14 protein-coding genes are annotated in these 18,980 nt (G+C 71.7%); 6 read left to right on the top strand and 8 right to left on the bottom strand.

The genetic code is table 11. The features are described from left to right. The first annotated feature begins 1 nt into the window (after position 1). On the top strand, positions 2-2,992 hold the full coding sequence (locus tag JOD63_RS16540) for a DEAD/DEAH box helicase family protein (protein ID WP_045274912.1): 2,991 nt from the start codon (positions 2-4) through the stop codon (positions 2,990-2,992). A gap of 15 nt (positions 2,993-3,007) precedes the next feature. Here JOD63_RS16540 and JOD63_RS16535 read toward each other — a convergent pair whose 3' ends face one another. The 3 genes from JOD63_RS16535 to JOD63_RS16525 are packed head-to-tail and all read right to left on the bottom strand — an operon-like array spanning position 3,008 to position 6,505. Next, a complete protein-coding gene (locus tag JOD63_RS16535) occupies positions 3,008-4,738 on the bottom strand; it encodes a cytochrome b/b6 domain-containing protein (RefSeq protein ID WP_211088145.1) in 1,731 nt (576 codons plus the stop codon). Positions 4,739-4,748: 10 nt separating this feature from the next. Then, positions 4,749-5,714, bottom strand: coding sequence for an electron transfer flavoprotein subunit alpha/FixB family protein (locus JOD63_RS16530; protein ID WP_045275676.1), 966 nt, complete (start codon positions 5,712-5,714; stop codon positions 4,749-4,751). Between the two features lie 14 nt (positions 5,715-5,728). Continuing rightward, positions 5,729-6,505, bottom strand: a complete 777-nt coding sequence (locus JOD63_RS16525; protein WP_045275675.1) for an electron transfer flavoprotein subunit beta/FixA family protein — start codon at positions 6,503-6,505, stop codon at positions 5,729-5,731. Positions 6,506-6,685: 180 nt separating this feature from the next. Here JOD63_RS16525 and JOD63_RS16520 point away from each other — a divergent pair, with 180 nt between their 5' ends. Next, a complete protein-coding gene (locus JOD63_RS16520) occupies positions 6,686-7,222 on the top strand; it encodes a MarR family winged helix-turn-helix transcriptional regulator (RefSeq protein ID WP_045275674.1) in 537 nt (178 codons plus the stop codon). Positions 7,223-7,614: 392 nt separating this feature from the next. On the opposite strand, the gene JOD63_RS16515 is transcribed toward JOD63_RS16520, so the two are convergent. The 3 genes from JOD63_RS16515 to JOD63_RS16505 form a co-directional block, all read right to left on the bottom strand. Continuing rightward, positions 7,615-8,391 carry an enoyl-CoA hydratase gene (locus JOD63_RS16515; RefSeq protein WP_045275673.1) on the bottom strand — a complete coding sequence of 259 codons (777 nt, stop codon included), beginning with the start codon at positions 8,389-8,391 and terminating at the stop codon, positions 7,615-7,617. A 135-nt stretch (positions 8,392-8,526) separates the two neighbouring features. Further along, positions 8,527-9,426, bottom strand: a complete 900-nt coding sequence (gene mmsB, locus JOD63_RS16510; protein ID WP_045275672.1) for a 3-hydroxyisobutyrate dehydrogenase — start codon at positions 9,424-9,426, stop codon at positions 8,527-8,529. A 32-nt stretch (positions 9,427-9,458) separates the two neighbouring features. Further along, positions 9,459-10,646: an acyl-CoA dehydrogenase family protein gene (locus tag JOD63_RS16505; protein WP_245617985.1), complete on the bottom strand. Its 1,188-nt coding sequence runs from the start codon at positions 10,644-10,646 to the stop codon at positions 9,459-9,461. A 229-nt stretch (positions 10,647-10,875) separates the two neighbouring features. Between JOD63_RS16505 and JOD63_RS16500 the strand changes: the two genes are divergently transcribed. Together JOD63_RS16500 and JOD63_RS16495 are read left to right on the top strand one after the other, a co-directional pair. Continuing rightward, positions 10,876-14,280: a choice-of-anchor I family protein gene (locus JOD63_RS16500; RefSeq protein ID WP_045275671.1), complete on the top strand. Its 3,405-nt coding sequence runs from the start codon at positions 10,876-10,878 to the stop codon at positions 14,278-14,280. A 156-nt stretch (positions 14,281-14,436) separates the two neighbouring features. Continuing rightward, the gene (locus tag JOD63_RS16495) at positions 14,437-14,805 is read left to right on the top strand and encodes a bleomycin resistance protein (RefSeq protein ID WP_157003991.1); all 369 of its coding nucleotides are present in this window, start codon (positions 14,437-14,439) and stop codon (positions 14,803-14,805) included. Positions 14,806-14,876: 71 nt separating this feature from the next. Here the strand turns inward: JOD63_RS16495 and JOD63_RS16490 are convergent, their stop codons facing one another. Together JOD63_RS16490 and JOD63_RS16485 are read right to left on the bottom strand one after the other, a co-directional pair. Further along, positions 14,877-16,424 (bottom strand): MFS transporter, encoded by a 1,548-nt coding sequence (locus JOD63_RS16490; RefSeq protein ID WP_084613515.1) that lies wholly within the window; start codon positions 16,422-16,424, stop codon positions 14,877-14,879. Then, positions 16,421-16,903: a winged helix-turn-helix transcriptional regulator gene (locus tag JOD63_RS16485; RefSeq protein ID WP_045275669.1), complete on the bottom strand. Its 483-nt coding sequence runs from the start codon at positions 16,901-16,903 to the stop codon at positions 16,421-16,423. Before JOD63_RS16485 ends, JOD63_RS16490 begins: the two co-directional genes overlap by 4 nt. A gap of 152 nt (positions 16,904-17,055) precedes the next feature. Between JOD63_RS16485 and JOD63_RS16480 the strand changes: the two genes are divergently transcribed. Together JOD63_RS16480 and JOD63_RS16475 are read left to right on the top strand one after the other, a co-directional pair. Continuing rightward, the gene (locus JOD63_RS16480; protein ID WP_052682510.1) at positions 17,056-18,411 is read left to right on the top strand and encodes an HNH endonuclease signature motif containing protein; all 1,356 of its coding nucleotides are present in this window, start codon (positions 17,056-17,058) and stop codon (positions 18,409-18,411) included. A 357-nt stretch (positions 18,412-18,768) separates the two neighbouring features. After that, positions 18,769-18,963: a hypothetical protein gene (locus tag JOD63_RS16475; protein ID WP_045275668.1), complete on the top strand. Its 195-nt coding sequence runs from the start codon at positions 18,769-18,771 to the stop codon at positions 18,961-18,963. The last annotated feature ends 17 nt before the right edge of the window (positions 18,964-18,980 follow it).

The following is an 18,980-nucleotide window of genomic DNA, read 5'->3' as shown; positions in this document are numbered from 1 at the left end:
GATGGCCCACACCCACCGCTCCGAGGGCGCCGTCGGCCCGCTCGCAGCGTGGCGTTTCACCGGCACCCTGCGGCACTATCAGGCCGACGCACTGGCCCGCGTCGGCGACGCCGGCCCGCTCCACATCGTGGCGCCGCCGGGCTCGGGCAAGACGCTTCTCGGCCTGCTCCTCGCGGCGCGCCGCGGCGGGCGCGCCGTGGTGCTGGCACCGACGACGACGATCCGTGGCCAATGGGCGGCGACCGCCGCATCGCTCGCCCCCGCCGGCGCCGAAGCGGTATCGGAGGATTCCGCGACTCCGTCGGACCTCACCGCGCTCACCTATCAGGCGCTCAGCGTGCTCGACGAGGCGAACCCGCTGGAGCGCCTTGCCCGGCAGCGGTGGGTGGCCGACCTCGAAGCCTCGGGCAGGTCCGCCGATGCAGCGGCGGCCTGGCTCGACGACCTGCAGGCCACCAACGAGCGGGCGTACACGAGCGGCGTCTCCCGCCGGTCCCGCAGCCTGCGCCGCCGCCTCGCCCGCGAGGACCCGAGCGTGCTCGAGTCGGCGCTGCATCCGAACGCCCGCGCCCTCGTCGACCGGCTCGTCGCGCACGGGGTCGAGACGGTGGTGCTCGACGAATGTCACCACCTGCTCGACCACTGGGCGATGGTGGTCGCGCTGCTCGTCGCGCGTCTGCGCGAGGCGGGGCGCAGCCCGCTCGTCATCGGGCTCACCGCGACCCTGCCGTCGCCCGACGACGCGGAGGAGTACGACAACTACACCTCCCTGCTCGGCGACGTCGACTACGAGGTGCCCACCCCGGCGGTGGTGCGCGAGGGCAACCTCGCTCCGTATCGCGACCTCGTGCGGTTCGTCGAGCCGGTCGACTCGGAACTCGCCTTCCTGCGCTCGCGCGCGGAAGGCCTGCAGGTGCTGATCCGGCTCACCTTCGCGCGCGATGCCGGACTCGCCCACGTGATCGACACCCTGCAGCCGCCGCTGCCCGAGCCCGACGCGCCGTCGACCGATCCGCTCCAGCCCTCGCCTCCCCCGCCTCCCCCGCTCGACGCGGCGGCCCTGGTGGATGCGCGTCTCGCGCTGGCGTTCGCCGCGGACTTCGTCGGCGCCGAGGCGGCTGCCGCGATGCTCGCCACGGTCGCGCCGCAGCACGAGGTGGTCGCCGCGCTCCCCGCCGCATCTCGGCGTCCGCCCACGACCGACGAGGCGATGCGCCTCCTCTCGCGCTTCGCCCTCGAGCGGGTGCTGCCCGATCCCGAGCAGCGTGGGCAGTGGGAGCGCATCCGCCGTTCGCTCGCGGATTTCGGCTATGCGCTCACCGATCGCGGCGTGCGCCGCTCGCGGGATCCCGTCGACACGATGCTCGCCTCGTCGATCGCGAAGGATCACGGCGCCTGCGACATCCTCCGTCTCGAGCGGGCGAGTCTCGGCGACGCGCGTCTGCGCGCACTCGTCGTGACCGACTTCGCCCGCCACGGCAACCGGCAGGGCGGACTCGTGACAGCCGCCGGAGCCCTCCGCACCTTCGACGTCATCGCGACCGATGTCGCGACGCGCGACCTCGCCGCCGTGCTCGTCACGGGCTCGACGACGCGGGTGTCGACCGCCTGTGCGGAACCCGTCGTGGCGGCCCTCGTCGGCGAGCTCGGAATCCCCGTCGCGGCGACCGCGCTCCCCGACCGCCCGGCCGTGTCGACCCTGCACGCGCCCGGCGCGACGACGTCGGCGATCGTGCGCGCGGTCTCGGCGCTGCTCACGCGCGGCGTGGTCAGCGTCGTCGTCGGCACCCGCGGCCTGTTCGGCGAGGGCTGGGACTGCCCGGCGGTGAACACGCTGATCGATCTGACGGCGGTCTCGACCGCGTCGGCGACGCAGCAGCTGCGCGGTCGCACGCTGCGCCTCGATCCGGCGTGGCCGGCGAAGGTGGCGCACAACTGGACGGTGACCGGCCTCCTCCCTCCCGGCTTCCCCGTGGAGGCCGATCCCGATGCCGCGCGGCTGCGCCGCAAGCACGCCCGGCTGTGGGGTCTCGACCGCGACGATCGCTCCCGTGTGACCCGCGGCCTCGGCATCGCGCTCAGCGCGACGTCGCGCGCCGAGCTGGCCCGGGCGACCGGTGCCGAGCGCGCCTCGGGTGCAGCGGCCGACGTGTCGGCGGCGAGCCTCAACGCGCAGCTCGAGGCCGACCTGCTCCCGCGCGAGACCACCCACGCCGACTGGCGCGTCGGCGAGCCGTACCGCGACGACGAGCGCGTGAGCGCGGTGCTGCTGCGCCCCGCCCGAGCGGCGCTCTTCCGAACGAGCCGTCCGGTCGCACGGACGCTGACGGGAGCGTCGACGCTCCTCGGAGCGGCGACGGTCGGCGGCGCCGCGGTGGCGCTCGCCGTTCCCGATCTCGCCGCCGTCGTCGGCGGCGCGGCCCTCGCGGTGGCCGCGGGCGCGGGCGCGATCACGCTCGCTCCGCAGGCGATCCGCGCCCGCCGGCAGACCGAGCGTCAGGAGCGCGGGTATCAGGATGCCGCCGGCGTCGTGTGGGAGGCCCTGCGCGCAGCGGGGCGGGTGGCAGACATCGAGCGCCCCGAGATGCTCGTGTCGCGGGCATCCGTCACCGCGGGCTCGGTGGAGTGGTCTGTGACCTGTCCGTCGGCCCCCGTGGCCGACCAGCGTCGACTGGCCGAGGCGCTCACCGAGCTGTTCGGCCCTGTGCGCACACCGAGATTCCTGCTGCAGGTGGGCACCGGGCGTTCTTCGTGGTTCAGGGATGCCGTGCTGCGCGTCGGCCGCGTCCGCGAGGAGGAGTTCCTTCCGGTGCCCGCGAGGATCGGGCGCCGTCGGGAGGATGCCGCAGCCTTCGCCGCGCACTGGGTCCGCACGATCGGCCCCTGCACCCTGCACGAGCTCGACCGCCCCGAGGCGCTGGCCCTCGCCGTGCGGGCGCGTCGGAGCGCGGGCGGCGCTCCGGCTCCGGCCGCGCGCGACGAATGGCTCTGACGCGACGGCCGCTGGTCAGCGGCCGCTGACCTTGCCGAACAGCCGTGCGATCGGGGCGAGCACGAGGGGCCTGGCGGCGACCCAGGCGCCGGCGATGACGAGCATCGAGACGGCGAAGATCCAGAACCCGGTCCAGTTGGTCATGTACTCGTTCGGATCGGTCGAACCCTGCGCGGCGTACATGTGGTTGAGGTTGCGCAGCGCCCCCGTCGCGAAGACCAGCACCACGTGCACGAAGATGAACAGCACGAAGTAGAGCATCACCGGGAAGTGCACGGCGCGCGCCCACTCGACCGGATACGCCTTGTTGAGGCCCGTCGCATGCTTCGGCCAGATGCCGCTCATGCGCACGCCGGTGATGGCGGCGAGCGGGGCGGCGATGAACACCGTGGTGAAGTAGGCGAGCTGCTGCAGCGCGTTGTAGTTGACCCACCCGTTCTCGGTCGGCCAGTCGAGCGACGCGTACTGCAGCGCGGCGCTGATCGCGTTCGGGAAGACCTCCCACGAGGTGGGCACGATCCGCATCCACTGCCCGGTGACGAACAGCAGCACCACGAAGACGGCGCCGTTGACCAGCCACAGGATGTCGAGCGACTGGTGGAACCACAGGCCGAGGCTGATCTTGCGCCGGTTGTTGTTCTTCGGCGACCAGAACACGGTCGGCCGCTTCTCGGTGCGCACCTGCAGACCGGTGCGGATGATCAGCACCATGAGGAACACGTTGAAGAAGTGCTGCCAGCCCAGCCACGCCGGGAACCCGACTGGGGCACCCTCGGGCAGGTGGTATTCGCCCGGATAGGTCTCGAGGAACCCGACTCCCCACGGAGTCGACAGCAGCCACTGCACCGCGAACACGACCATCGCCGCCGCGTAGAGGAGCCCGCCGCCGCCGACGATCACGACGCCCGCCCACTGCAGCTTCGTGAACGGTCCGATGCGCGCCGGCTCCGGCTCGGCCACGGGCCGCCTGCGCGCGGACGCGCCCTCCCAGACCGTGCGCGGGAACGGCAGCGGCACGCTGACGTCGGGGCCCGCCTTCGCGGGGACGACCGGGGCAGAGACGGATGCCGCGGGGACGGATGCCGCGACTGCGGCGTCCTCCGCCGGGACTGCGGGCGCCTGCTCCTGTGCGGCGACGACGACGGGAGTGAAGTCCTCGGGCGGCCAGGGGTCGCCGCCCGGCACGCGCGGCAGGCCGCGGCGCACCGGATGCGACGAGGTGGCCCCGACGGCGGCGTGCGCCGCTACGGACGGCACGGCCTCGGCCACCTCGGGCGCGGGTGCCGCGGACGCCGCTGCCGGCTCCACCGCGACCGACCCGGCAGTGGCGACTGAACCGGCCGCCGGAGCGACGGCAGCGGCAGCGACGACGGATGCGGGCGGCCACGGCTCGCCGCCCGGTGTCCGGGGCAGCCCGCGACGCACGGCCCGTGGCGCGGCGGGCGCCGCAGCCGAAGCATCCGCGCTCGGAACTCCGCCGGCGGCGACTGCCGCATCCGGCGCGACAGCCGCATCCGGCGCGACCGCCTGCGGGGCAGCCGCCACCGCGTCGACAGCGCCAGAGGTGTCGGGGGCAGAGGCCGTCGCCGAGCTCACCGCACCGGCGTCAGGCTCGGCCGCACCACCGGGAGCCACGGCTGTCGCCACGGCGCCGATGCCGTCGGGCGCATCCCCCGCCGGCGGCCAGGCGTCGCCGCCGGCCACGCGCGGCAGACCGCGCCGCACTGCCTGTCCGTACGTCGCCATGCCGTGCGGCCTACTTCTTCTTCGCCTCGAGCGCCGCGATCAGCTGCGGCACCACGGTGAACACGTCGCCGACGACGCCGAAATCGGCGATCTCGAAGATCGGGGCGTCGGCATCCTTGTTGATCGCGATGATGGTCTTCGCTGTCTGCATGCCGGCCTTGTGCTGGATCGCTCCCGAGATGCCGAGCGCGACGTAGAGCTGCGGCGACACCGACACTCCTGTCTGGCCGACCTGGAACGACTGCGGCACCCAGCCGGCGTCGACGGCGGCGCGCGAGGCGCCCACCGCTGCGCCCAGAGCGTCGGCGAGCTCTTCGACGAGCGGGAACTTGTCGGCGCCGCCCAGACCACGGCCGCCCGACACGACCTTCGCCGCGCCGCGCAGCTCGGGGCGCGACGACGCGACGACCGCCGCCTCGACCGCACCCACGGTGGCGGTGGGGCGTCCCGAGGCTGCGACCTCGAGCGTCTCGACGGCGGGCGAGGCGACAGCCTCGGCGCGGGCGTCGACCGCCCCCTGGCGGATCGTGATCACCGGAGCACCCCAGGTGACCGCGGAGTCGACGGTGTAGGCGCCGCCGTAGACCGAGTGCTGGGCGACGACGCCCTCCTCGTCGCGCGCGACTCCGACGGCGTCGACCGCGATGCCCGAGCGGGTGCGAGCGGCGTACCGCGCGGCGGCCTCACGCCCCTCGACCGAGTGCGACACCACGATCGCGTCGGGTCGGACGAGCTCCGCCGCGGCTGCCAGCGCGTCGACGACCGGAACGACGAGTCCGTCGCCGGGGGCGGCCACCAGCACGGTCGCGGCGCCGAGGGCTGCGGCATCCGTCGCCAGTGCGGCATCGCCGACGACGAGTGCGACGGGCGTTCCCACCTGGGCGGCGGCGCCGATCACCTCGGCGGCCGACTTCGCGAGCGCCCCGGCCGGGGTCACATCGAGGAGGACGATGATCGAATCTTCTGCGAAAGCCATCACACTCTCCCCGCTCAGACGAGCCGGTTCTGGATGAGGAAGTCCGCGAGCTTCTCGCCCGCGTCACCCTCGTCGACGATCTTGAGACCTGCCTCGCGCGGCGGCTTCTCACCGAGCGCGATCATGATGCCGCGCGCGGCCGCGGGGTCGGCCGCGTCGATGTCGAGGTCGGCGAGCGACCACGTCTCGAACGGCTTCTTCTTCGCGGCCATGATGCCCTTGAAGTTCGGGAACCGCGCGTCGGGCAGTGCCTCGGTGATGGAGATCACGGCCGGGAACGGAGCCGACACCTCGACGGTCGCGCCGTCGGAGGCGCGCGTGCCGCGCACGGAGTCGGCCGAGATCTCGACCGTGTTGAGGTAGGTCGCCGCCGGGACCTCGAGCAGCTCGGCGAGCATCGCGGGCAGCACGCCGCCCGACCCATCGGTCGACTGGTTGCCGGCGATCACCAGGTCGAACCCGGCCTTGCGGATGGCTGCGGCGAGGACCTCGGCCGTGAGCCCCAGATCGGCTCCGAGCAGCGCCTCATCGACGATCTGCACGGCCGAGCCGGCACCCATCGCGAGCCCCTTGCGCACCGACGCGACAGCGGCCTCCGGCGACATCGACAGCACGACGACCTCGGTGCCCGGGTTCTTGTCGGCATAGCTCAACGCGACCTCGAGCGACCGCTCGCCGATCTCGTCGAGCACCCGCTCGCTCGCTCCGCGATCCGCCAAGCCCGTCTCCAGAGACAGCTTGCGATCCCCGTATGTATCCGGGACTTCCTTGACCAGGACGACGATCTTCATGTCGATCTCCTCACACTGGCCACGAGTCTAGGGGCGGGCGGTGAATGTACCCAATCGGTCACGAAACCCGACAAAGAGGCATCCTGTCGCGGCCGTGTGTATACATACGCCCGACAAATCTGCCCTCGGCACCCCGAGTCCGGCGTACCTCGGCGCTACGGTGGGGTGCAGGAGGTTCACGTGGCAGGCACCAAGCGGCTCCCCGTCGACCCGATCGCCGAGGCGAAGCGCCAATGGGTGGAGCACGGGTGGGAATCGGCTGCGGCCGGAATGACCGCCGTCACCTCGATCATCCGCGCGCAGCAGCTGCTGTTCGCCCGCATCGACGCGACCCTCAAGCCCTTCGGCCTCTCGTTCGCCCGGTACGAGATGCTGCGCCTCCTCGGCTTCACCCGCTACGGACGGATGCCGATGGCCAGCGCCATCGCCCGCCTGCAGGTGCACCCGACCAGCGTCACCAACACCGTGGACCGGCTCGTGCGCGACGAGCTCGTCGAACGGCACCCGCATCCGCTCGACGGTCGCGCGGCGATGCTGGAGATCACGCCCGCCGGACGGATGCTGGTCGAGCGCGCGACGACCGCCCTCAACACCGAGGTGTTCGAGCAGCCGGGGTTCGCGGGAGACGATGCGACGAAGCTCGTGCGCATCATCGCGCGGTTCCGCAAGGACTCCGGCGACTTCGCCGAGCCGAAGCCGCAGCCCGATCCCCTCTGACCGGCCGCGTTTCGTCTCGTCGCTGCGCTCCTCGCTCAACGACCAGGGTCCGCGCTGCCGCACCCTCGACGGCGCCCCGCTCGTTGAGCGAGCGCAGCGAGACGAAACGCGCGCACCCGGCCCCGCCCGAGCGAGCCGCCCGCCCGGCGGGCTCAACAACCAGGGTCCGCGCTGCCGCACCCTCGACGGCGCCCCGGTCGTTGAGCGAGCGCAGCGAGACGAAACGCGCGCACCCGGCCCCCGCCCGAGGGAGCCGCCCGCCCGGCGGGCTCAACGTCCAGGGTCCACGCTGCCGCACCCTCGACGGCGCCCCGCTCGTTGAGCGAGCGCAGCGAGACGAAACGCGCGCACCCCGCCGGCCCCCGCCCGAATGAGCCGCCCGCCCAGCGGGCTCAGCGCCCCTCGAACTCCGCAGCGCGCTTCTCGCGGAAGGCTGCCATGCCCTCCTTCTGGTCGGCGGTGTCGAAGAGCGCCGCGAACACGTGCTTCTCGAACCGCAGGCCCTCGGCGAGCGGCGTCTCCATCGCCGTGTCGAGCGCCGCCTTCGCGGCGTACAGCGACGGCAGGCTCTTCGACGCGATCGTCGCCGCGGTCTTCTCGGCCTCGGCGAGGAGGTCCGCCGCAGGCACGACGCGCGAGACCAGACCGGAGCGCTCCGCCTCGGTGGCATCCATCATGCGCCCCGTGAGGATCAGCTCGGCGGCCTTGTAGTACCCGACCGCGCGGATGAGGCGCTGCGAGCCGCCCATGCCCGGGATGACGCCGAGGTTGATCTCGGGCTGGCCGAACTTCGCGGTGTCGGCGGCGAGGATGATGTCGCACATCATCGCGAGCTCGCACCCGCCGCCGAGGGCGTAGCCCGACACGGCGGCGATCACGGGCGTGCGCACCTCAGCGAAGCGCGACCACTGGCCGAAGTGGTCGTCCATCACCATCTCGAGGCCCGACTTCGACTCCATCTCCTTGATGTCGGCGCCGGCGGCGAACGCACGCTCCGAGCCGGTCACCACGATCGCGCCGATCGCCTCGTCGGCGTCGAAGACGGATGCCGCGGCCACGATGTCGCGCATCACCTGCGAGTTGAGGGCGTTGAGGGCCTCGGGCCGGTTCAGGGTGATCCACCCCACGCGACCGCGGGTCTCGACCAGGATCGTCTCGTAGTCCGTCATCGGGGCATTCTCCTTCGTGTGGGGTGGTGATCATTCCACCAGAACGGGCGATCCGGCCCGGGCAGGACGATCCGGCCCGGATCATCCTGCGTCCACCGGAACAGGCGATCTCGCGATGCGACGGATGCCGCCGGGTCAGGCCGACTCGCCGCGGATGGTGTTGATGATGCCCGAGAAGTCCTGCCCTGCGCCGGGGCCCTCCGCGAACCGGGCGTAGATCTCGCGGGCGAGCATCCCCATGCGGGCGTCGACACCCGTGAGAGCCACCGCCTGCTCGGCGAGCCCCAGGTCCTTGTTCATGAGCGCCCCCGCGAAGCCCGGCTGGAAGTCGCGGTTGGCGGGGCTCGTGGGCACGGGCCCGGGGACGGGGCAATTGACCGTGATCGCCCAGCACTGCCCCGACGCATTCGACACGACGTCGAACAGCGCCTGATGCTCGAGCCCGAGCCGCTCGCCGACCACGAACGCCTCGGCCACCGCGATCTGCGACACCGCGAGGATCATGTTGTTGCACACCTTCGCCGCCTGCCCGAGCCCGGCTCCGCCGCAGTGCACCACGCGGCGGCCCATCGATTCGAGCAGCGGCTGCGCGGCGGCGAAGTCGTCGTCGGAGCCGCCCACCATGAAGGCCAGCGTGGCGTTCTCGGCGCCGACCACCCCGCCCGAGACGGGGGCGTCGACCGAGCGCTGCCCCGCAGCCTCGGCGAGCGCGTGCGCGGCGCGGGCATCGTCGACGGCGATCGTCGACGAGTCGATGAACAGCGTTCCGGATGCCGCGGCCTCGAGCAGCCCCGGGTCGTCGGCGGACCCGCGGTAGGCGTCGATCACCTGCTGGCCGGACTGGAACATCGTGATCACGGCTTCGGCGCCGGCTACGGCATCCGTCGCCTTCCCGACCGTCGTCAGGCCGGCCGCGTCAGCCGCCTCACGTGCGCCGGTGAACACGTCGAACCCGGTCACGTCGTGCCCTGCGCGCTGCAGGTTGAGCGCCATGGGCAGGCCCATGTGCCCGAGCCCCAGGAATGCGATCCTCATCGCCGGACCTCCTCGTCCTCGCTCGAGCGCCGTCAGCGCCCGAGCACCTCACGGCCGATGATCATGCGCATGATCTCGTTGGTGCCCTCGAGGATCTGGTGGACGCGCAGGTCTCGCACGACCTTCTCGATGCCGTACTCCTGAAGGTAGCCGTAGCCGCCGTGCAGCTGCAGGGCCTCGTTCGCGACCCGGAATCCGGCATCCGTCGCGAAGCGCTTGGCCATCGCGCACTGCATCGACACGTCGGCGACGTCGGCACCAGCGTTCTTCGCGTCGACGGCGAGCGCGGCGTCGCGCACCAGCGCCCGTGCGGCCTGCAGCTCGGTCGCCATGTCGGCGAGGGTGAACACCACGGACTGCTTCTCGGCGAGGGCCTCGCCGAAGGTGAACCGCTCCTTCACGTACTTCACCGCACGGTCGAGCGCCCACTGAGCGCCGCCGAGCGAGCACGCGGCGATGTTGAGGCGGCCGCCGTCGAGCGCCGACATCGCGATCTTGAAGCCCTGCCCCTCGGCGCCGAGCATGTTCGCCCTGGGCACCCGCACCTCGTCGAGGATCACCTGACGGGTCGGCTGGGCGTTCCAGCCCATCTTCTTCTCGTTCGCGCCGAATGAGAGTCCGGTGGTGCCGTCGGGCACGAGGAACGCGGTGATCCCGCGGGCGCCCGGCTCGCCGGTGCGCGCCATGACGACGTAGACGGATGCCTCACCCCCGCCCGAGATGAACTGCTTCACCCCGGTCAGCACGAACTCGTCGCCGTCTCTGATGGCCGTCGTGGTGATCGCCGCGGCATCCGATCCCGCCCCCGGCTCGGTCAGGCAGTAGCTGCCGAAGCCCGCCATGGCGGTCAGCTGCGGGAGCCACGCACGCCGCTGGGGCTCGGTGCCGTAGGTGTCGATCATCCACGCGACCATGTTGTGGATCGTGATGAACGCGGCGATCGCAGGGTCGCCCTGCGCGAGCGCCTCGAAGATCTGCACGGCGTCGGCCCGGTCGAGGGCGACGCCGCCCACGTCTTCGCGCACGTAGATGCCGCCGAGGCCGAGCTCGCCCGCGCGGTGGATCGTCTCGCGGGGGAAGTGCTTGTGCTCGTCCCACTCCAGCGCGTGCGGCTGGAGCTCGGTCTGGGCGAACTCTCGGACGGCCTCGAGGATCGCGGCGCGCTCTTCGGCCGTGATGCCGGCGGCGATGGCGGGTACGGGGGTGATCGTGGTGGACACCGATGCTCCTTTGCGATGCAGTCCGCCTTCGTGGGGCGTTCTGCGCGACGTCGATGTGCCTGCGTGGGCACGCTCGCCATTTTACATGGACTTCCTACTATTTCCTCTGGGTTCCTGATGATTCCGATCGGATGCCACCGGTCCGTTCCTCGCGTGTTCACTCGCCGGTCACGCTGCCCGAATAGGACAGACCTGCGCTGATCGCGCTCTCTCCGACCCGAGGATTCCGATGCCATCGCAGACCCCACTTCCGCGCGCCGGTCGGCGCGCGGTGGCCATCACCGCGGCTGTCGCGGTCACCTGCACGCTCGCGCTCGTGCCCGTGACCGCCGCATCCGCCGCCGTCGTCCCCGAGCCCGTCTCGTACTCCGCTGAAGACGCCACCCTCTCGCTCACTCCGCTCGGCTCGTTCGAGACCGGCGTGTTCGACGAGTCGGCCGCCGAGATCGTCGCCGCCCACGGCGACCGCCTGTTCGTCGTCAACGCGCAGGCCGGCAGCGTCAGCGTGCTCGACTACACCGACCCCGCGAACATGACCGAGGAGTTCGAACTGTCCTCGACAGGTGTCGCGAACTCGGTCACCGTCCGCGCAGACGGCCTCGGCGTCGTCGCGTTCGAGGCATCGGTGAAGACCGATCGCGGTCACCTCCTGTTCTTCGATGCGAACGCCACGGATGCCGCATCCGCCGTGCTCGGCACCGTCACCGTCGGCGCCCTGCCCGACATGGTGACCTTCTCGGGCGACGGCAAGTACGCCGTCGTCGCCAACGAGGGCGAGCCTGCAGACGACTTCTCGATCGACCCCGAGGGGTCGGTGAGCGTCGTGAAGCTGCCGACGAAGGTCTCCGCGCCCAAGCAGAAGGACGTCAAGACGGCGGACTTCCACGGCTTCGAGGCCAAGAACCTGCCGGCGTTCGCGAAGTCGCTGATGAAGCAGATCGAGAAGCTGGCATCGTCGCCCAAGCTCAGCGACAGCGCGAAGAAGCTGCTCGCCTCGCTCATCGCGAAGGTCGAGAAGCTGACCGCGAGCAAGCTGCCCGAGGGCGTGCGCGTGTTCGGCCCGCAGCCGCACGGCACCGACAAGCCGGTCAGCCGCAACCTCGAGCCCGAGTACATCACCGTCGACGGCAACACCGCGTACGTGACGCTGCAGGAGGCGAACGCCGTCGCCGCAGTGCACATCCCGAGCGCCAAGGTCACCGAGATCCTGCCGCTCGGCGCCAAGGACCACGGCCTCGCCGAGAACGCGCTCGACCCGAGCGACCGCGACGGCGCGCACACGCTGCGCACCTACGAGGGCCTCTTCGGCCTCTATATGCCCGACGCGATCCAGTCGTACTCCGCCGGCGGCAAGACCTACCTGGTGACGGCGAACGAGGGCGACGCGCGCGAGTGGGGCGACTACGCCGAGCCGTCGCGCGTGAAGGACCTCGAGGACGATGGCTACGGCCCGGTCTGCGAGACCAGCCCCCTCGCAGACTCGCTGGGCGACGCGGACCTCGGCCGCCTCAACGTCACCATCGAGGGCGGCTTCGACACCGCAGCCGGCTGCTACCAGGAGCTGTACGCGTTCGGCGGCCGCTCGTTCTCGATCTGGACGACCGACGGCGAGCAGGTGTTCGACTCGGGTTCGGGCTTCGAGGAGATCACCGCCGCGGCCATCCCCGACTTCGTCAACTCCAACCACACCGAGTCGAACTTCGAGGGCCGCAGCGACGACAAGGGCCCCGAGCCCGAGTCCGTGGCGCTCGGCACGATCGGCGAGCGCACCTACGCCTTCGTCGGCTTCGAGCGCGTCGGCGGCATCGCCGTGTACGACGTGACCGATCCCGCGACGGCATCCTTCGTCACGTACGTCAACAACCGCGACTTCTCGGTCTCGGTCGAAGACGGCGGCGACCTCTCCGCGGCAGGCGACCTCGGCCCTGAGGGCATCGTCTTCATCCCGGCGGAGAAGTCGACCACGGGCACTCCGCTGCTCGCCGTCGGCAACGAGGTCTCGGGCACCACGACGCTCTTCGAGATCGATGAGATCGTGCCGACGACCGAGGTGCAGGTGCTGACGATCAACGACTTCCACGGACGCCTGCAGGCGGACTACGCCGGCGGCGTCGCAGGCGCCGCGGTCATCGCGGGCGCGATCGACACGTTCGAGGCGCAGAACCCGAACACGCTGTTCGTATCGGCCGGCGACAACATCGGCGCATCGACGTTCACGTCGTTCATCCAGCAGGACAACCCGACGATCGACGCGCTGGTCGCGGCCGGGCTGGACGTGAGCGCCGTCGGCAACCACGAGTTCGACGCCGGCTTCGCCGACCTCACCGACCGCGTCATCCCCCGCTTCGGCGGCGATGAGTTCGGACTGGGGGCGAACGTCTACCTCAGGGGCACCGACACCCCCGCCCTGCCCGAGTACGCGATCGAGGAGTCGGGCGGCGTGCGCATCGGCTTCATCGGCACGGTGACCGAGCAGACCGCCGGGATGGTCACCCCGACGGGAATCGCCGACATCGAGTTCGGCGACCAGCTCGAGGCCGCCAACCGCGTGGCGGCCGAGCTCGTCGAGGGCGACCTCGCCGACGTGATCGTCCTGCTCACGCACGAGGGGTCGGCCACGGGAGACTGCGCGGCGGTGGCGACCGACGGCACCGCATACGGCGAGCTGATCCGCGGAGCGTCGGCCGACATCGACGCGATCGTCTCGGGTCACACGCACCAGTCGTACGACTGCGACGTGCCGGTGGATGCCGCGGCCGGCGGCGAGCCCGGGCAGACGCGCACCGTGATCCAGGCGCTCGAGTACGGCAAGACCCTCGGCAAGCTCGACATCACCGTCGAGACCGAGTCGAAGGATCTCGTGTCGATCACGGGCGGCCTCGTGTCACTCGTGAAGCCGGCGACCACGAACCCGACCGCCCCGGCGACGGCGCTCTTCCCCGAAGACGCCGCGGTGAAGGCGATCGTCGACGAAGCCGCCGCAGTGGCGCTCGAACTCGGCTCGGTCGAGGTCGGCACGGTCACGGGCGACATCCTGCGCGGCGGAACGCCGGCGGGCGCCGACCGCGGTGTCGAGTCGTCGCTGGGCAACCTGGTGGCCGACATGTACCTGTGGGCGACCTCGAACGAGGATTACGCGGGCACCCCGGCGCAGATCGGCCTGATGAACCCGGGCGGCCTCCGTGCCGACCTGCTCTTCGGCGCCGACGGATCGACGACCTACGCCGAGGCCGCTTCGGTGCAGCCGTTCGCGAACACACTGGTGACGGTGACGCTCACCGGCGCACAGCTGAAGCAGGTGCTCGAGGAGCAGTGGCAGCCCGCCGGCTCATCGCGCCCCAAGCTGCACCTGGGCGTGTCGGACGGCTTCTCGTACGAGTACGACCCGGCGGCCGTCGCCGGATCGCACATCCTCTCGATGTCGTACGCGGGCGCGCCGATCGCCGCGACGGATGAGTTCACCGTCGTGACGAACTCGTTCCTCGCCGCCGGTGGAGACAACTTCTTCACCTTCGCCGAGGGCACCGATCGCACCGACACCGGCCAGGTCGACCTCGCCGCATCGGTGGCGTACTTCGAGCAGAACTCGCCGGTCGCCCCGGCCGAGCTCGGTCGCGCGGTCGTCTCCGAGTAGTCGACTCCGAGTAGTCGACTCCGAAGCGAGGCCCCGGGTGCGCACCACGCGCCCGGGGCCTTTCGCTGCTGTTCCCGGTCGGTGACCTCGGCGTCGCCGAATCACGGACGCGACGGATGCTGTCGCCGCCGCGCCCCGCACGGTAGCGTGCGATCCGTGACCGACACCGCCGTGCCCATCCTCCCGAGCCGCGATCTGGCCGAGACGCTCGCGTTCTACGAGGCGCTCGGATTCGAGAACCGCGGTGCACCGCCCGAGGTGTGGGACTACCTCATCATCGGCCGCGGCGACGCGATGCTGCATTTCTTCTCGCACGCCGACGTCGACCCGCTCAGCACCGCCGCCCAGTGCTACCTGTACGTGTCGGATGCCCCGGCGCTGCACGCCGAGTGGTCCGCCGTCGTGCAGCCCGATCCGCCCACCGGAAGCCGCATCACCGACGTGGCCGCGACCGACTACGGGATGCACGAGTTCGCGGTCGTCGACCGCAGCGGCAACCTGGTGCGCGTCGGCAGTATGGTCTGAGTCTGGTCTGGAGGGGTGCGCCCGGTGCGGGCCCTGGGTTCGGGACTGGTGCGAGCCCGGTCTGAGCCCGGTCAGCCGGCGGCGGGCGCGGTGCGGCGCGCGATCAGCCCGCTGACGAGCGCAGCCACCGCGCACAGCGCCGCCGCCGCGAACCACGCGTAGGTGTAATGGCCGGTCTCGTCGCGGACGAACCCGGCGGCCGCCGAGGCGATGCCGGCGCCCACCTGGTGCGCGGCGAACACCCAGCCGAAGACTAGCGGTCCTCGGTCGCCGAACAGCTCCCGGCACAGCGCGATCGTCGGCGGAACGGTGGCGACCCAGTCGAGGCCGTAGAAGATGATGAAGACGAGCATGCTCGGCTGCACCTCTGCGGCGAGCAGGCTCGGCAGGAAGAGCAGGCTCACCCCGCGGAAGGCGTAGTACGCCGCCAGCAGGATGCGCGGGTTCACCCGGTCGGTCAGCCACCCCGACAGCACCGTGCCGACGATGTCGAAGATGCCGACGAGCGCGAGCAGCCCGGCCGCTGTGGTCTGCGGCATCCCGTGATCGTGGGCGCTGGGGATGAAGTGGATGCCGACCAGACCGTTCGTCGTCGCGCCGCAGATGGCGAAGCCGGCCACGAGCGCCCAGAACGAGCGCACCTTCGCGGCGTCGCGCAGGGCGCCCAGGGCACGGGCGCCCGCACTCAGCGGGCGGGACGTCGGCGCGTGCGCGGGGGCGGCGGCCGCTGTCGGTTCGGGTTCGGCCGTGATCGACTCGCGCTCGGCGGCGGCTGGCTGGGGCTCAGCTGTGCCCGGCGCGGGCTCGGCGGCGATCGGCTGGGCGGGGGCGACCTGGCTTCCGGCTGCAGCGTGCGGCGTCTCCTCGCCGTACCGACCGACACCGAGATCGCTCGGGCGATCGCGCAGGAAGACGAGCACCAGCGGAACGACGATGAGCGCGCCACTGGCGATGATGATCGACGCGATGCGCCATCCGTACTCCTCTGCCGCCGTCGCGATGATCGGCAGGAAGATGAGCTGACCGGTGGCGCTGCCGGCTGTGAGCACGCCCGAGACGAGTCCGCGTCGCGCCGCGAACCATGTGTCGGTCACCGTCGCGGCGAAGACCAGCGCCATCGAGCCGGTGCCGAGGCCGATGAACAGCCCCCACGTGAACAGCAGCTGCCCGGGAGCCGTCACGAATACGGTGAGCGCGCTGCCGGTCGCGATGAGCAGCAGCGCCCCCGTCGTGACGGCCCGGATGCCGAACCGCTGCATGAGCGCGGCGGCGAACGGCGCGGTGAGGCCGAACAGCAGCAGGTTGAGGGTGACGGCGATCGACATCTCGCCGATCGACCAGCCGAACTCCTCGTGGAGCGGCAGCATCAGCACGCCTGGGGCCGCGCGGAACCCTGCGGCTCCGACGAGGGCGATGAGCGCGGTGCCCGCGACGAACCACGCGGGGTGGATGCCGCGGCGCGGCGGACGCGCGGATGCCGTGGGGGGTGCGGCCGGCGAGTCGGGCCGCGTGAGGGGTGCGGCGGGCGAGTCGGGCCGCGTGAGGGGTGCGGCGGGCGAGTCGGGCCGCGTGGGCGGCTCCGACGCGCCGGGCTGCTCCGCGGAGTCGATGCCGCTCATGACGCCGCCCCCACCGCGGCGGGCCCGATGTGGAGGGCGAAGGGATCGCCGCCGAGGCTGCGACGGGCCCAGGTGGTCGACCTGGCGTCGATCGGCAGATCGCACGAGGCGCACCAGTCGGCCAGATCCGCCACCGCGCCGCACCGCGCGCACGCGATGGTGAGCCCCCAGGGGCCGTCGGGAGCAACGGCCCGGCTGAACCGGGCGTAGGCATGGAGGATCGGCAGCGTCTCGGCCCCGGCATCCGTCACGGTGTAGTTGGCCGCTGCGTCTCTGTGGAGCAGCTCCGCGGCCACCATGCCCTTGAGCCGGCGGGCGAGCACGCTGTCTGCCGCGCCGGTGGCGTCGCGGAGCTCGTCGAAGCGCGTCCGGCCCGAGAACGCCTCGCGCAGGATCAACAGCACCCACGGATCGGCGAGCACATCCGCGGCATGGGCGATCGGGCAGGTCGCGCTGGACCAGTCGGAGCGGAGCGGCATGTGCTTACTTTCTTGAAGAAAGTTCGGCTTGTCAAGGTTGCGGTGCTCGACCTCACGATGTCGGAACCCCCGAGTAGCGTCTTCATCAACAGATCACGCCTCGTGCCCACTGCGTGACCTTCCACCTGTCGTCTTCGCGGTCGGAGCATCACATGGGGCACGAATCCTCGCAGCCGGGCGCGTGGCACGCACTCGACGATCTCGTCGAGCACGTGCAGTCCACGCGCCGACAGATCGCGACGCTCGAGGCGCAGCAGGCCCGGCTCCTGGTGCAGGCGACCGAGCTCGTACGCACCCGCTCCGAGCAGCGTCGGACCGCACGGCGACGCGAACTCACCGACCTCGCCCTGCGCGAGGTGTCGGCCGAGCTCGGTGCAGCGATGCGGGTCAGCGACCGGGTCGTGCAGGCGCGCATGTCCGATGCGTTCACCCTTGCCGAGTCGTTCCCCGCGGCGATGCACGCCCTCCTCGCCGGCGACATCGATGCCGCCCATGCTCGCGTCATCGTCGACGCCGGCGTGGTGATCGTCGACGCCCGTGTACGCACCGAATACGAGCGCATCCTCCTCGACGCCGCTCGGTTCGAGACTCCGCCGCGACTGCGGGAGATCGCCCGCGTCGTCGCCGCGCGCCTCGATCCCGCCGCACTCGACGAGATCCAGCGACGTGCGCGGGCAGATCGCCAGGTGCGTCTGGTCGACCGAGGCGACGGCATCACGCGCCTTCTCGCAGACCTCCCGAGCACACTCGCGCACGCCATCCACGATCGCCTCACTCAGATGGCGCGAACGATCGATGACCCCATCGAAGACGAAGCCTGCGAGGCCGGCTCGAGCACAGCTGCCGACGCAGTCTCGACCTCCAGCCGCACGCTCGATCAGAAGCGGGCCGATGTGCTCGCCGACCTGCTCCTCACCGGTGCGCCGACAGCCCACGGCGACGGCAGCGCGCTCGGTGCCATCCGGGCTCAGGTGCAGGTCACCATCCCCGTCCTCACGCTCGCCGATGACGGCGACGAACCCGCGCTGCTCAGCGGGTCGGGGCCCATCGATCCCGAGACGGCCCGCACTCTCGCCGCCGGGGCGCCGGGCTGGGATCGGCTGATGGTGCACCCTCGCACCGGCCTCCCGCTCGGCGTCGACCGATATCGCCCCAGCGAAGAGCAGCGCCGCTTCCTCCGCGCACGCGACGAGCGCTGCCGGTTCCCCGGCTGCACGCAGAAGCCGTGGCGGTGCGATGCCGACCATACTGTCGACCACGCGCACGGCGGCGAGACGAGCGTCGAGAACCTCGCTCACCTCTGCCGGCGACACCACACGGTCAAGCACCAGACGACGTGGACCGTCACCCAACGACCGGGCGGCGTACTCCTCTGGCGCGGGCCCACCGGGCGCACCTATCCCGATCGGCCACCCGCGACGGTCCGCTTCGTGCCGGCGGGCTGGGCCCGACGGTCAGAACGAACCCGGGGCGAAGAGTCGCGAACGTCCGATCCGCCGCCATTCTGACGCGCCTTCGGCGTCGAGCCCGTCCAACCACGAGCCCCGTTGCTGTGCGGTGGGCCCGTCGCCGCGCAGTGAGCCCGCTCGTGCTGACCCGCTCCCGCATCGGCCCCACCCCGCATCGAACCCGTCCCCCGGTGTGCGGGGCGGCCGCATCTCCCGGAGCTCGTTCCCGCGGCAGTGCCTGCACCGTACCCAGCGCCGGAGCTCGCGCGCCCCTGCTCGGACTCCGCCGGACCGCGCGCGCACCCTTGCCCGCACCTCGATCGACCCGGGCCTCTGTCCCGCAGGTCATCCTCGCGAGGGACGCGGATGGTCCTCTCGGCTGACGCGCTTCCGCCGCCACTTTCCTAGCGTCGAAGCATGAGTTCTTCGCAGCGTCCATCCCAGACCCCCGCAGCGGCGGCGAGAGCGCACGACCGGCTCCCCCGCGGAGCCGCGCTCGCGCTCGCCGTATCCGGCAACATCCTCGTGCTGGCGATCCTCGCCGTCGGCGCTGTCGCGGTCGCAGGGGCGGCGTTCGTGGTGTTCGGGGCCGACCTGCTCGCCGGGCTGTGACCGCGCCGGCGAGCAGG

The organism is Microbacterium terrae (assembly GCF_017831975.1).
GTDB classification, from domain to species: domain Bacteria; phylum Actinomycetota; class Actinomycetes; order Actinomycetales; family Microbacteriaceae; genus Microbacterium; species Microbacterium terrae.
The sequence above is the reverse complement of the archived record's forward strand: the minus strand, read 5'-3'. Positions and strand labels throughout refer to the sequence as shown.